The organism is Paenochrobactrum pullorum (assembly GCF_041929845.1).
Classification (GTDB): Bacteria; Pseudomonadota; Alphaproteobacteria; order Rhizobiales; family Rhizobiaceae; genus Paenochrobactrum; species Paenochrobactrum pullorum.
Genome location: NZ_JBHEEH010000001.1, coordinates 291,540 through 305,810 on the forward strand (window position 1 = coordinate 291,540; position 14,271 = coordinate 305,810).

A 14,271-nucleotide genomic window follows, 5' to 3' on the forward strand; every position below is an offset into this window, starting at 1 on the left:
TTTGCTGTTCTTGGGAACCATCAGCTACGGCTTCATTCTGTTGTTGCAGATCGCCTGATTTGTGCAGGTTTTAGGTACAAACAAAAATGCCCGCCGATAGTGATATCGGCGGGCATTTCTTAAGCTTTATCAGAAAACTTATTGTCTAACATATCGTGTCCGAAAACCGCTTTATAATTTGGGCAGTTTTCGGGATATGTTATTAGTTGGTTTCTGACTTCTTCATTGCTGCAGCAAGAATGTCGCCGAGCGATGCGCCTGAATCAGATGAACCGTACTGTGCAACTGCTTCTTTTTCTTCAGCGATTTCGAGAGCCTTGATAGAAACCTGCAATTTGCGGCTTTTCTTGTCGAAAGCGATGACGCGTGCGTCAAGCTTCTGGCCAACGGAGAAACGCTCTGTGCGCTGTTCGTCACGGTCACGGGACAGATCTGAACGCTTGATGAAGCTTTCCAGATCGTGGTCAACCAGACGTACTTCCAGACCGTTGTCGGTTACAGCGGTTACTTCACAAGCAACAACTGCGTTTTTGCGCAGGTCGCCGGAAGAAGCTGCTTCACCAACGCTATCGCCGGTCAGCTGTTTGATGCCGAGCGAGATACGTTCTTTTTCGACGTCTACATCAAGAACAACTGCCTTCACGACATCGCCCTTGTTGTATTCTTCGATAACCTGTTCGCCTGGACGGTTCCAGTCGAGATCGGACAAGTGAACCATACCGTCTACATCGCCATCAAGACCGATGAACAGACCGAATTCGGTTTTGTTCTTGACTTCACCTTCAACGATGGTGTCCTTCGGATATTTCTGAGCGAAGGTTGTCCATGGGTTGTCGAGGGTCTGCTTGAGGCCGAGCGAGATGCGGCGCTTGACCGGATCAACTTCGAGAACGACAACTTCAACTTCCTGTGTTGTGGACAGGATTTTGCCTGGGTGTACGTTCTTCTTGGTCCACGACATTTCTGAAACGTGGATCAGGCCTTCAATACCGGCTTCGATTTCAACAAATGCACCGTAGTCGGTGATGTTGGTGACAGTACCGGTGATCTTCTTGCCGATCGGGTACTTAGCACCGATACCATCCCAAGGATCGCTCTCAAGCTGCTTCATGCCGAGTGAGATACGATGTGTTTCTTGGTTGATGCGGATGATCTGCACCTTGACGGTCTGGCCGATGGTGAGGATTTCCGATGGATGGTTAACACGGCGCCATGCCATGTCGGTAACGTGCAACAGACCGTCAATGCCGCCCAGATCAACGAACGCACCGTAATCGGTGATGTTCTTGACGACGCCTTCAACAACCTGACCTTCTTCAAGGTTCTGAACGATTTCAGAGCGCTGTTCCGCACGTGATTCTTCAAGAACTGTACGACGTGAAACAACGATGTTGCCACGACGCTTATCCATTTTGAGAATCTCAAACGGCTGCGGGTTGTGCATCAGCGGGGTTACATCGCGGATAGGACGAATATCAACCTGTGAGCGCGGCAAGAATGCAACTGCGCCGTCCAGATCAACGGTGAAGCCACCCTTAACCTGATTGAAGATAACACCGTCAACGCGTTCGCCGGCGTTGAACTTCTGTTCAAGCTTGACCCAGCTTTCTTCGCGACGTGCTTTTTCACGTGACAATACAGCTTCGCCGAGAGCGTTTTCGATGCGTTCGACGTAAACTTCGACTTCATCGCCCGGCTTCATCGAGCCGTCTTTGCCCTTGGCGCCAAATTCCTTCAGCGGTACCCGGCCTTCGACCTTCAGACCTGCATCGATGATTGCCATGTCTTTTTCGATGGCAACGATACGGCCTTTGACAACGTAACCTTCTGCAAGGTCATTAGATGCAAAAGATTCGGCCAGAAGAGCTTCGAAGTCTTCGCGTGTAGGATTCATTTGTGACATATAAACTCCTGAAGTATCCGTCATATAGTCGGATACAGAGCGCCGGTGGTTCGTGTTTCAAATTGCTTGGCTCCGGTTCTGTTTCCTGAATAAAATCAAGAGACTATCCGGCGCGGTGAACGCGGAGCAAAGCAGGTTTAGTCCAAGAGTCCCAATCTTAAAAATAAGATTGGCAGATTCATGATCTGGGCAAACAGATAAAACTATTGATGGGCTAATGCCGCATCTATAAGCTTTTTAGCAGCCAGAAACGCCGCTTCTATATCCATTTTTGTCGTATCTAGCAAGTGTGCATCGCTTGCCGGGCGTAATGGAGAATCGCTGCGTCCCATGTCGCGCTCGTCCCGAAGCTTCAGATCACTCAAGACATCATCATACACGGCTTGGCCGCCTTTGGACAATATTTCTTGATAGCGACGCTCCGCACGTGTTTCAGGCGAGGCGGTGACATAGAGTTTGACCGGTGCCTCTGGGCAGACAACCGTGCCGATATCGCGGCCGTCCAGCACAGTGCCGGGCAGTGTTTGCGCAAAATTTTGCTGAGCTTTGACAAGTGCGCGACGCACGGCAGGCATCACCGCAATTTTGGAAGCCGCCTCACCCACATCGTGAGCAGCCAACACGTTACGATCAAGATGGTTGAGGCTGACGGAAAGGGCGATCGCTTCCGCGACCGACTCATCGTCTAACGGTAAAGCCTGATCCAGCATGGTTTTGGCAACCGCACGATAGGTGAGGCCGGTATCCAGATGATGGAAGCCGTAATGCTCGGCCAGTCTGCGGGCAAGGGTACCTTTGCCCGAAGCGGCAGGCCCATCAATGGCAATGGTAAAAGCTTTAGTCATCAAACTGAGCCCCTAAACCACGCATCATTTCAAAAAACTCAGGGAAGGATGTGGCAATCATATTGCCGTCATCAACAGTGACCGGTTTTTCTGCCGCCATACCCATCACGAGGAAGCTCATTGCAATGCGGTGATCAAGGTGGGTGGCGACAGTACCGCCGCCAATGCCTTTGCCACCTGGACGCCCGCGCACAGTCAGTGACATTTCACCTTCGGTGCAATCCACGCCATTGGCTTCAAGCCCACGGGCAACGGCGGCAAGGCGATCTGATTCTTTGACACGCAATTCATCCAGACCATCCATGATGGTTTCGCCTTCAGCAAAACTGGCAGCAATCGCCAGCACCGGATATTCGTCGATCATTGAAGGTGCGCGTTCCGGCGGAACGATGACGCCTTTCAGCTCAGACGAGCGCACCCGCAAATCAGCCACATCTTCACCTCCGGCAAGGCGTGCATTGAGAATTTCAATGTCGGCACCCATTTCCTGCAAGGTGGTGATGAGACCGGTACGGGTCGGGTTCATCAACACATTGCGGATGGTGATGTCGGAGCCTTCCGTGAGGAGCGCCGCCACCAGCGGAAATGCGGTCGAGGATGGATCACCCGGTACATCAATGGTTTGGCCGGTCAGTTTGCCTTGGCCAACAATGTGGATGTGACGCACACCATCACTATCGGTTTCAACGCTCAAATCCGCGCCAAAACCTTGCAGCATTTTTTCTGTGTGATCGCGGGTCATCACTGGTTCAATGACGGTGGTGATACCCGGTGTATTCAGACCTGCCAGCAGTACGGCTGATTTTACCTGCGCCGAGGCCATCGGCACGCGGTAGCGAATCGGTGCTGCAACTTTTGGCCCGCGCAGGGTCAAAGGCATACGGTCGCCGCTAGCCGCCTCTACCTGCACGCCCATCAGGCGCAGAGGTTCAAGCACACGCGCCATTGGGCGCGAGGTCAGGGATGCGTCACCGGTAAAGGTGGTTTTCATATCATAAACACCAACCAGCCCCATGGTGAGGCGGGCACCCGTGCCGGCATTGCCGAAATCAAACGGTGCTACTGGTTCAAGCAGACAGCCATTGCCGGTACCATTGATGATCCACTCATTGCCTTCTTTGCGGATTTGGGCACCCATGGCCTGCATGGCGCGGCCGGTATTGATGATATCTTCACCTTCCAAAAGGCCGGTGATGCGGGTTTCGCCGGAGGCGAGACCGCCAAACATGAAGGATCTGTGGGAGATAGATTTGTCACCCGGAATGCGGATATCGCCTTTAAGCGCCGTCGAGCGGCGGGCGGTTGCAGGTTTCGGGGAAGCAGAATGGGACATGTTCGTTTGTTCGCTTGTCGCATTAATGGGTCGTGTCTGACGACCAGGATTGATAAAAGCGCTGCTTTCCTAGCACAGCTTGCCCACGCGGTCATCCTGCAAAACAAAAACCGGTGGCTAAAAGACCCTTGGCCGAAATGAGAGGGAGGAAAAACACGGTAAAAATATGTAGAACATGCGATGAAGATGAGGCAATATCGTCTTTGTCTTTGACAAAGGTGTACAATTACGTTTATGCACCGGAAAAACACCGTGAAAGGCGTGTCCTGATGCTTGGCTTCGTGAGGTGCCTGCGCGGACTGCTGTAGCCAGTAAAATGACGAGGCTTGACGTGGCAAAACCTGAACTTGGTACTAAACGTATTGATCCGGAAACGGGTCGTAAATTTTATGATCTCAATCGCGATCCGATTGTTTCTCCTTATACAGGACAATCTTATCCGCGTTCTTACTTCGAAACTTCGGTTGATAGCCGTGAAGAAGAAGAGGAAGAAGCAGAAGGTGTTGATGTTGCCGTTGACGCACCTGAATTCATCTCGCTCGAAGATGCGGATGGCGATGTAAAAGACGATGATCTTCCTGATCTGGATGATGATGTCGAGCTGGATGATGACGGCGACGACACATTCCTGGAAGAAGAAGATGACGAAGATGACATGACCGGCCTTATCGGCGGTGGCGTCAGCGACGACGACGACGAGGCCTGATTTCGTCTTGGAGTTAAGAAACCGGCGGGTGTCGAATAACGAATACCCGCCGGAATTCAAAAAGCTATGTACAAAAGTGCAAAGCTTTTGCAAGAGTTGAAAAATACCTCTTGATCTTCTTTGCGGCTCGTTTTAAGTAGCCGCCATAGCAAGTTTAAAACTTGCGAATCTTTAAGATGAACACCCGGTTCATCCCGCTTTAAAAGCAGTAAAGATTGATGGGGCCATAGCTCAGCTGGGAGAGCGCTTGCATGGCATGCAAGAGGTCAGCGGTTCGATCCCGCTTGGCTCCACCATTCACTATGTGAAGTGTGTTTATCTTTAAAAATCAATAAGTTAGTAATGTCGAAATGTTGGCCGCGTACCACGCTACGTACCCCATTTACGTACCACGCTTTTAGTTGTGCTTGTTCTAAATCTCATTATTTGATTCGTCTGATTCGCTAAGGGAGCCTCTCGGCAGGCTCATGGCCTTCATGCTGTTTACTCAATGGTGTGTCTTTAGGTTCCCATGCGCCTGCTTAGTGGCTTCTCGCCATGTCGTTAACTCACATGCAGGATAAGTAATCATGAACGCTTTTTTCTCCTCCACTAATCAAGCTGTTTACAACTTAGTCATGGATGCTCGTGACAGCCTCAGTAATGTGTTTAGCCTCCAGCATCGCGGTTTCTGGTTCCGTTTGCCATTGACAAAGCTTAGCTTCTGGGTTGAGTGGAGGGATTGCAATGTTGGTTACGGTTGGCAGAAACATGACACTCCAGACTTAGAGATGTTCGCTGGTCGTTTGAATTGTATCATTTCAATTGAAAGATGATTGACTGAAAAGTTCAAAGAGGGGGGCGTTGGGCGTTAATACCAGCGTCCCCTTAAGCATGCTTAGTAGTGTGCTCAATTTTGAGCATACCCCCTATATCGACCAGCAGAACGGAAGATTTGCAGCACCCCATGCATACTTTTATGCAGGGGGGATAAGCACTCAAACGCAGGTGATCAGTCACACATTTGTTTTGATATGACTCGTGATGTGGCTGAGCATTTTGGTAAGCGCCACGATAATATCTTAAATGATATAGGCCGCTTGCTCCTAGAAATTCAGGAACAAGGGTGGTTCATCGAAACGGAACCGTCCATTGCATCCAATTTTGGATTGTTTGAGATTGGTGTCCTCATTAGTGCGACACTCGAAGCAGAATTGAATTTTCAATTATGCCCTCAGTTTTGAAGGTATCTATGTTTGAGGCTATTATCATCCAAGATAAATATGACCGAAACCTTACAGGACGCAATTTTGCGTTATGCTCATATAAGGCTTTATGAGAGGGTGGCTTTTATCGCGCCCTTGATATGAGCCGAGACAGCTTCACTGAGCTCAATTTTGAGCCCAATGGATATTTAGATAGCACAGGCTACACATCAATCGTTCCATTGGTCACGGTTAAAGATGGCAAGGTGTTTGCCAATAGCCGTGATGTGGCTGACTTTTTTGGTAAGCGCCATTATAATGTTCTGCGTGATATTGATAACCTTGATTGCAGCGAAAATTTTAACGCACTCAATTTTGAGTTGGTTGCTTATAAGGATGCCAAGGGCGAGGTTCGCCGTTCCTTTGATATGACTAAGGACGGTTTTGCTTTCCTAGTCATGGGCTTCACTGGTGCAGAAGCGGGGCGTTTTAAAGAATCCTACATCGCAGCCTTTAACGAGATGGAGGCCAAGCTAAAGGTTTCCACTCCTGCACTCCCTAACTTCGCTGACCCCGCAGCCGCAGCAATCGCATGGGCTGAGGAGTACCGCGCTAAGGAAGCAGCTAAGCGTGAAGTGGAGAAGCTCAAGCCACTAGCTATGGTTGGCTCCCGTGCAGTTGCACATAACCACAGTCGCCAATTTGGGGGAATGCTCCTACAAATTAAATAAACTTCCTACCTCTTTGGTGCCCTATATGTAGTATCGATTTTTAGTTTTGGCATACTAAATATGGTGTGTTAATTACCCCTCACAATAGGAGAGACCCCCTCTATCCCCCCCTAGGTTTGTATATAGATATATATCTTAAGGTTATTCTTATGCTTACCTAATGATAGCTTCATGCTAGCCTAAGGAGGTAGGAGGGGAGACTTAGGAGATAATTATAATAATCATCCTCCTTTAATATCTTACCTTATGACCCTCTATGTTCAGTTCATCCCTTTAGCTTGCCTATAGCTAATTCTAAGGGGAGGCTTAGGGTTATGTGGTCATAATGATAAATATCCTATGCCCGTCCTTAACAAGGCTGATGGGAACCATAAGACCCTAGATCATCCTGACACAATCTAAATCATCATTCTGTCAGTGAGTGAAACACTCCGACCCATCATATTCTAAATATGGTCATAGCTTAGCTTCTAAGCCTTTGGTCGGGATTTTTGTCAAACAATCATCACCAACCATTATCAGGAAAATTAGAATGCTAACTATTCACCTGTTGTCTCAGGGGAGAATGCACACGGCTGTGTGTAATGAACATGCATATGCTCACCCTAAGAAAGACCCTATTCCCCCATTGTGTCGCAAGCTGATTGGCCTAGGCTATCCCGAAGATACGCTTGTGGAAGTTCGTAGGGGTACAGTGCCAGTCTTTAAGACCAGATCACTAAGTGCATGGGCTGAGTTTGATATTGTTGATAGTGATGATCTTGGTCTTAGGAAAAGACGCTATCAGGAGTATCCGAAGGATGGCTTTGCTGTCTGATAAGACGGTATATGAATTATGTAGCTCTGTTTCTTGTAGCGGTAGGCCGTGGAGCGGCTTTAAGCGTCTCTTAGGTAGTTTGTACCGTTTCGCCTTAAGAACGCTCTAGGCGGCCTGACGCTACAGTGAATAATCATAATCCCTGCTATCGATGTCTGATCATTCAGTCAGTTCACTAACCGGATTGTTTTTTAGAAAAAATGTCAGGCGGTAATCGGATATGTGGAATTATCGCTTTTCCCCCCGTGGCACTTAAGAGTGGCAAAGAGTGGGAGGAAAGCTATTTAAAATATGTCACTACATTTACACAGTGGGGATGTCTTACCCTATGCGGTCTTATCTTTAATCAAGCTAAACGTGAACTTACGACCTGCAATATTGTTCAGGTCGATATATGCAACTCACATAGCCCCTCCGAAGAAGTATCATTACTCTATCGACCATAGTCCAATTCCGAGACCTACAGCACATGCGATACCGCCGATTGTGTCCAGTGTGAAACCGACTGCACTGAGGCTGAAAATAAGCAAAAGCAAAAGGATTGCGCCCCAGAATGCCATAGTTGCTAGTCGAATAGCTTCTAGGTTGCTTTGAGGGAAGAAATAACGTGAAACCCATATAGCAATGCCACCAACGACCGCCCCCCTTAAAAGCTCCGGTATTATAGTAAGTGCTAACACATCAGTATAGGGAAGCCATGAGCCTCCACTGATAAAAAACTTAAGGAAAAAAGCGTAAACGATAGTGATGGCCGCAGCAGGTAGTAGTGCCGGAATAACAATGAATATCGCTAATAGTACTGCGAATGCTGTTTTCCTTGTTTCTGCTGTAGTGGCTTGATCTAAATATGCCATTTAAAAATCCCCCATAAGCAGTACAAAGCTAATCAAGCAACTAATGAGTGTCAATGTGATATGAAGTATGAGTGTGTCCGATAGGGTATACCTTAGCGGTCATATGTAATGTGTATTTATTTTTGTCCGTTAGGGTTGACTGTTTGTTTTCGTACACATATTCATTCGGACATATGTCTAACGTACACCCTAAGAGGATATTATGGCGACCATTCTATATGCCCGTGTATCAACGTCAGAGCAGAACCTCGACCACCAACAGGCACAGGCTGAAGCTGCTGGTTTTAAGTTTGATCAGGTCATTGCTGATCATGGTGTATCTGGTGTCAGTGTCTTAATGAAAGATCGTCCTGAGGGGAGGCGCTTGTTTGATATGCTACGCGCTGGTGACGTTCTTGTGGTACGTTGGGTTGATCGCTTAGGGCGTAACTATGCAGACGTTACGGACACTATCAGGGAGTTCATGCGCCGTGGTGTGATCATCAAGACTGTGATCAATAATATGACATTCGATGGCTCGACCACAGACCCTATCCAAATGGCTGTTAGAGACGCGCTGATAGCGTTCATGGCTGCAACTGCACAAGCGCAAGCTGAGGCGACTAAGGAGGCTCAGAGGGCTGGTATAGCGGGTGCTAAGGCTAGGGCTGGTGAGGATAACTATAAGGGCAGGAAGCCGAGTTATGACCGAGCCACATTCGATAAGGTCGTGTCTAGTCTGTCTGATGGCATGTCTATTAGTTTTATTGCTAAGGAGACAGGATTAACCAGACAGACTATCTATCGCATTAGAGATCACAGGGCAGACGCAGAGAAAGCATTGGCACTCTGGAGGATGTAATTTCTAGTGTAATATTACCAGTTCCGTAGCTCAATAACGTGATTTATAACTACGTCTATTTGAGTTGTAAGTACCGTAATTATTACGAGGCGCACTCCGAGTTATGTAGCTGTTTCGTGGTCTATAGGATGGTGAAACAGTTCCCCTTCTGCCATTGTATGGATTAACATTCCCCTGTGTTGAATAGTTATTATACATAGTTCTATCAGGGTTGGTGCGCATATGTGGCTGCACAAAGGTGCCATTGTTACGCATATGGCCGCGCACTGCGGTATCAGCTATAGCAGATGAACTAAAAAGAATTGCACCTAGACAAATTATTATGGTTTTAATTTTCATTTTATCCTCCAATTTTATTATCTCATAGTTTCCGAATATACGTGTTTCCATAGTTGAAGATAGAGTCTTGGGGTATTCGTCTTTTGCTTTTTAGTTCTTTCGTTAAAGCAGCCGCCTCAGTACTGCTAAAGGTTCCTCGCAGGGTAACTGCTAACCAGCCATTTGTGGAAAGATAAATATCCAGATTAAGGGCTGACTTGTTTACGTACTCTAGGGCATCTTCATAATTATCAAAACTGCTTATCTGGATATAACGTTTCTCTGATCTTGGTAATTCATATTGATCTACATGTACCCAAGAGTGATGCATATAGCCCCTGTAGTCACCATAGGCCACTCTGTACCATTGTTTATCGTAAGGCTGTAAGTAAACCGTAGCGCCGTTTCGTAACTCCACTAGGGTGCGTGATTTATTATCGGGGTCAAACTTGATTGCAGCTTGTTTCTTAGGGTGGTGGACAACACCAGAGTGTGCGGTAGGAACATTCAGGTTTGGACGATAGACTGGCTGATAGCTTGCCTGAGGTGGGGCTGTGTATGTTGGTGTAGTATAAGAAGTTGTTGGTGGAGTGGCTGCAATCTGTGGTGGAGATGAAGGTTGCGTGGCTTCCTGTTCAGTTACAACCCTATAGTTTTTCATTTCTTTTAAAGACAGGTAACGCATATCATCGTTATCATACTGTAACGCTAGCTGGAGCAAGTTAGCATCCGCTCCCATCTCAGTAATGTAGCCCATTATATCAGCGGTGGCTTTTTGAATGCTTGCGACTGCATCATGAGCATTCATGTTTGTGGAGTTATTGAATGAAGATTTATGCACCCCAATTGAGCCAGCCTCAGCTAACCGTATGGTGCCTCCAAGGAAAGCCAATGAGCAAGCGGACGAACATTCCATACCACGCGGCTGTAGCGTACCCAGTCGTAAAGCCCTGATGAGTTTTCCTAACTCAATTGCCTTATAGACATTTCCACCACCAGAATTGAACATAATAGCTGATGCACGATGGTCGCTAACCGCTTTAAGAAATAACGATAAATCATCATCGTATTCAAAGCTGCCGCTTACAATCAGGACAGATATTTCATCTTCTTCTTTTAGTGGCTCATATTTCAAATCGGCTTTTGCTATAGAAGAAATAATAAAGAAAGATACGATTAAGACAAAAATACGCAATGCAACAATCCCCACAAGTTACATTCCCAATTATTTATCAGTGTTGAGTTTTACTCAAGTGTGACAAATCCAGCCCCTTAAATTCCACATCGTTCACCCTATCACCAAAGTCACGAACACCATAGGCACGGTTGCTGGTTTTGCCTTTGCTAACGTAGTGGCCTTATATCCATTCACGTTCTTCTTTACTTAGGTCAGAGTAACGGCTCAGGATATTTATTTATCCGCATTTGCCATGCTCAAGTCTGGCAATTGCACAGCCTCCACACAGCGCCTTGCCTGCTCTTTTGCTGGCCCTGCTGAATAGACCCCAAGCGTCATGCCTTGGCGCTTATGACCCACCACGGATGCGATAAGGGATTCCGGTTGATCAGCTTGTTCGGCCTTAGTGATGAACCAGCGGCGAAATGAGTGAAAGTTTACTAGGGAGCGCCTCTTGCCTTTAATTTCATCTGCAACGCCTACAGAGCGCCTATATTCGGTGAAATGGTTAGAAGCTTTAAATGATCGTTCCCGCGTTGATTTAGGGTTCTTTGGTGCAGGCCATTCGGGGAATATAGGGTCGTCTGGCTCTTTCCCCTTTGTTCTGCGCTCAATAATTTCGGTCAGTGCAGGATGAATAGGGCATAGGCGGGGTGCCTTTTCCTTCTTCTGAGGTTTGAAAACAAACATTCCTTCATCAAGGCAGTCACGCACACGAAGGCACACAATAGGGTCTAGGCGGCAACCTGTAAGAGCTGCAATTCTCATGAGATCATGCATCTCTTGTGTAGCATTGCCGGACAGAAGTTTTACCATTTCCTCGTCAGTGAATGGCCTTTCTACTTCATCATGAGGTGTCTCTGGAACGGCAAAGGACTGTCCAGCCCAAACATTCAGCGGGACTTCATCACGCTTCTCAAGCCACTGCCAGTATCTCGATAGACGGCGTACATACTTATTTAGTGTGGTAGGTGATAGCGTGGGTTCCATGGCTGGTAATGCATCCATGAAAGCTACAGCGGCCTTTCGAGTAGGAAATGACTGTAGGTAAGGGGGAACGCCTTGTTCGCTGCACCAGCGCTCTAAAAGAGCAATTGCACGTTTGTCATCGGCCTTGGTACGAGGCTTGACCGTTAGCTGGCTCATGTATTGGTCGTGGTGTTCGCTTAAGAGTGTCGCTTGACCATGCAGGACAGCTTTAAACTCTTGCACACGCTGAACGGCTTCGGGTGCATAGACAGGTTCTTCCTCGCCCGTATTGGGGTCTGTGTAGATGCCAATCTCCTGACCGAGCAATATATCTATGGTCTGAGATATACCCGCTTCAATTTCAATTGCATCAATATCACAAGTCGCCTTTGAGCGCTGCCTTCTAAGCTCCTCAGCAATTGCCCTTATGTCTGTCTCAGGCTTGTGTGCAGATGCAATGATACTCTGAAACTCACGCACTATAGGCCATTTGAGTTGATTGGCGATTGAAAGGCTATCGGTATTCAAAGACTGCTTTAAGCGTGTCTTTCCTATTTTCTTTTGAACGGCTTTAGGGACGCTAACAGTGACGCGCCATTTCCCTCTCTGTAGCTCAAGATATTGTGTGTTATTCGTTATACGTTTTGCCAAAGAAATACCCTCACGTACCACGCCACGTACCCCATTGACGTACCACTAAGGTGCTGATAAGTCTACAAATTACTGATATTAAACTCTAATTTGGTGCGCAATGATATACCCCGCTTGGCTCCACCAAATTTTCCTCATCATTTTTACTTATGTTTGATCGTCACAATCAGCCTATTCGTGATTGTTATGCTGTGACATTCACAACATGAATAAGGTTTTACAGAGATAGCGGCAGATTAAATTTTTAACGTTCGATTCGCGTAGATAGAATGATCGAGGACATCGTCCGCTCGACCCCTTCCAACGCGCCGATCTGATCCAGCACCTGATCAAGCTCGCCGATGGAGGGAGCTTCCACCACTGCGGCCATATCATAATGACCGCTGACGGAATGTAAGGAACGCACGGCGAGAATCGTTCGCAGCCGTGCTTCCACCTGTGGTGATAATTTCGGCAGGCAGGTTAAGAGCACATGAGCGCGTACCAAATCTTTTTCGTAAATTGAGGAAAGGCGCACCGTATAGCCTTCAATCGCACCGGATTTTTCCAGTCTTTCAAGGCGGCTTTGTACGGTTGTGCGCGAAACCCCTAACCGTCTTGCCAGTTCGGTGGTAGAGGCACGCGCATTTTCACGCAGCAGTGCAATTAGGGTATGATCAGCTTTTGTCAGCATAATGATTAATTATTACGTCAAATCGTTCAAATTGGCAACGTCATATTGATATAAGTGCAGCTACTATTTGCATGTACTCTCTGCGATTCTAAATGTCTATTATGAATTCGAGGGAGATTGTCATGAAAGAAGTTGTCGTTGTTGGTGCAGGTAAAATCGGGGCAACCATTGCTGATCTTCTGAATGCGACGGGTGATTATGCCGTCACCGTTATTGACCGCTCACAGGCGCAGCTTGATGCTTTGGAGGCATCAAAAGGCATCAAAACCAGCATGATCGATATTGAAAATGCGGCTGAGTTGAAAAAAGTTCTGACCGGTAAATTTGCAGTTTTGAGTGCCGCACCTTTTCATTTGACCACCCGCATTGCACAGGCCGCCGCAGATGCGGAAGTGCATTATCTTGATCTGACTGAAGATGTGGCAAGCACCCGTTTTGTGAAAGATTTGGCTAAAACCGCCAAAACTTGTTTTGTCCCGCAATGTGGTCTGGCGCCGGGCTTTATCTCTATTGTAGCTTATGATCTGGCCAGCCATTTTGATACGCTGGATACGGTGCGCATGCGTGTAGGCGCTTTGCCGCAATATCCGTCCAATGCGCTCAATTATAATCTGACATGGAGCACGGACGGCGTCATCAATGAATATTGCGAGCCGTGCGAGGCGATTGTCGACGGTGAATTGACGGAAGTTCCGGCATTGGAAGAGCGTGAAGAGTTCTCGCTTGATGGTGTGACCTATGAAGCTTTCAATACGTCCGGTGGGCTCGGCACTTTGTGCGAAACCTTGAAAGGCAAAGTGCGCACACTCAATTATCGCACGATTCGCTATCCTGGTCATGCTGCGATCATGAAGGCACTGCTCAATGATCTGGGCCTGCGGGATCGCCGTGATGTGCTTAAAGATATTTTTGAAAATGCGTTGCCATCGACCTTGCAGGATGTGGTGGTGATTTTTGTGACAGTTAGCGGTCGCAAAAATGGCCGTCTGGTGCAGGAAACCTACGCCAACAAGATTTATGCCCGCGCTATTGGCGATGTGGTGCGTAGCGGCATCCAGATTACGACGGCTTCCGCTATTTGCGCAGTGCTGGATATGTTGGCCGACGGGCATTTGCCGCAAAAAGGTTTTGTCAAACAAGAAGAAATTGCTCTGGGCAAGTTTCTCGAAAATCGTTTTGGCAAAGTCTATGCGCAAGCCGAGCACCATCACGGTTGCTAGATGAAATTGGCAGGCAGCGGCAATTCCAAACGCTGCCTGCTGCAAAAAA

12 protein-coding genes and 1 tRNA gene are annotated in these 14,271 nt (G+C 47.6%); 6 read left to right on the forward strand and 7 right to left on the reverse strand.

Annotated elements, in window-relative coordinates:
• Positions 1 to 202: 202 nt before the first annotated feature.
• From rpsA to aroA, 3 genes are all read right to left on the reverse strand, one after another.
• Entirely contained in the window at positions 203 to 1,903 is a 1,701-nt protein-coding gene (gene rpsA, locus JNC77_RS01505; protein ID WP_374828954.1) for a 30S ribosomal protein S1, read from the reverse strand.
• Between the two features lie 203 nt (positions 1,904 to 2,106).
• Positions 2,107 to 2,748: a (d)CMP kinase gene (cmk, locus tag JNC77_RS01510; RefSeq protein ID WP_374828955.1), complete on the reverse strand. Its 642-nt coding sequence runs from the start codon at positions 2,746 to 2,748 to the stop codon at positions 2,107 to 2,109.
• Positions 2,741 to 4,081 (reverse strand): 3-phosphoshikimate 1-carboxyvinyltransferase, encoded by a 1,341-nt coding sequence (gene aroA, locus JNC77_RS01515; protein WP_374828956.1) that lies wholly within the window; start codon positions 4,079 to 4,081, stop codon positions 2,741 to 2,743. Before aroA ends, cmk begins: the two co-directional genes overlap by 8 nt.
• A gap of 331 nt (positions 4,082 to 4,412) precedes the next feature.
• On the opposite strand from aroA, the gene JNC77_RS01520 reads away from it, so the two are divergent.
• The 4 genes from JNC77_RS01520 to JNC77_RS01535 all read left to right on the forward strand — a co-directional run bounded on the left by JNC77_RS01520 (position 4,413) and on the right by JNC77_RS01535 (position 6,702).
• Positions 4,413 to 4,787 (forward strand): TIGR02300 family protein, encoded by a 375-nt coding sequence (locus JNC77_RS01520; RefSeq protein WP_374828957.1) that lies wholly within the window; start codon positions 4,413 to 4,415, stop codon positions 4,785 to 4,787.
• Between the two features lie 220 nt (positions 4,788 to 5,007).
• Positions 5,008 to 5,083: transfer RNA gene (locus tag JNC77_RS01525), tRNA-Ala, on the forward strand.
• Positions 5,084 to 5,356: 273 nt separating this feature from the next.
• Positions 5,357 to 5,602: a hypothetical protein gene (locus JNC77_RS01530; RefSeq protein WP_374828958.1), complete on the forward strand. Its 246-nt coding sequence runs from the start codon at positions 5,357 to 5,359 to the stop codon at positions 5,600 to 5,602.
• Between the two features lie 530 nt (positions 5,603 to 6,132).
• Positions 6,133 to 6,702 carry a Rha family transcriptional regulator gene (locus tag JNC77_RS01535; RefSeq protein WP_374828959.1) on the forward strand — a complete coding sequence of 190 codons (570 nt, stop codon included), beginning with the start codon at positions 6,133 to 6,135 and terminating at the stop codon, positions 6,700 to 6,702.
• A 1,245-nt stretch (positions 6,703 to 7,947) separates the two neighbouring features.
• On the opposite strand, the gene JNC77_RS01540 is transcribed toward JNC77_RS01535, so the two are convergent.
• Positions 7,948 to 8,373: a hypothetical protein gene (locus tag JNC77_RS01540; protein ID WP_374828960.1), complete on the reverse strand. Its 426-nt coding sequence runs from the start codon at positions 8,371 to 8,373 to the stop codon at positions 7,948 to 7,950.
• Positions 8,374 to 8,575: 202 nt separating this feature from the next.
• Here JNC77_RS01540 and JNC77_RS01545 point away from each other — a divergent pair, with 202 nt between their 5' ends.
• The gene (locus JNC77_RS01545) at positions 8,576 to 9,214 is read left to right on the forward strand and encodes a recombinase family protein (RefSeq protein ID WP_374828961.1); all 639 of its coding nucleotides are present in this window, start codon (positions 8,576 to 8,578) and stop codon (positions 9,212 to 9,214) included.
• Positions 9,215 to 9,575: 361 nt separating this feature from the next.
• On the opposite strand, the gene JNC77_RS01550 is transcribed toward JNC77_RS01545, so the two are convergent.
• The 3 genes from JNC77_RS01550 to JNC77_RS01560 all read right to left on the reverse strand — a co-directional run bounded on the left by JNC77_RS01550 (position 9,576) and on the right by JNC77_RS01560 (position 13,002).
• Positions 9,576 to 10,727: a COG3904 family protein gene (locus tag JNC77_RS01550; protein ID WP_374828962.1), complete on the reverse strand. Its 1,152-nt coding sequence runs from the start codon at positions 10,725 to 10,727 to the stop codon at positions 9,576 to 9,578.
• A gap of 216 nt (positions 10,728 to 10,943) precedes the next feature.
• Positions 10,944 to 12,329, reverse strand: coding sequence for a DUF6538 domain-containing protein (locus tag JNC77_RS01555; RefSeq protein ID WP_374828963.1), 1,386 nt, complete (start codon positions 12,327 to 12,329; stop codon positions 10,944 to 10,946).
• A gap of 244 nt (positions 12,330 to 12,573) precedes the next feature.
• A complete protein-coding gene (locus JNC77_RS01560; RefSeq protein WP_374828964.1) occupies positions 12,574 to 13,002 on the reverse strand; it encodes an Lrp/AsnC family transcriptional regulator in 429 nt (142 codons plus the stop codon).
• 122 nt (positions 13,003 to 13,124) lie between these two features.
• Here JNC77_RS01560 and JNC77_RS01565 point away from each other — a divergent pair, with 122 nt between their 5' ends.
• A complete protein-coding gene (locus JNC77_RS01565) occupies positions 13,125 to 14,222 on the forward strand; it encodes a saccharopine dehydrogenase family protein (protein ID WP_374828965.1) in 1,098 nt (365 codons plus the stop codon).
• The last annotated feature ends 49 nt before the right edge of the window (positions 14,223 to 14,271 follow it).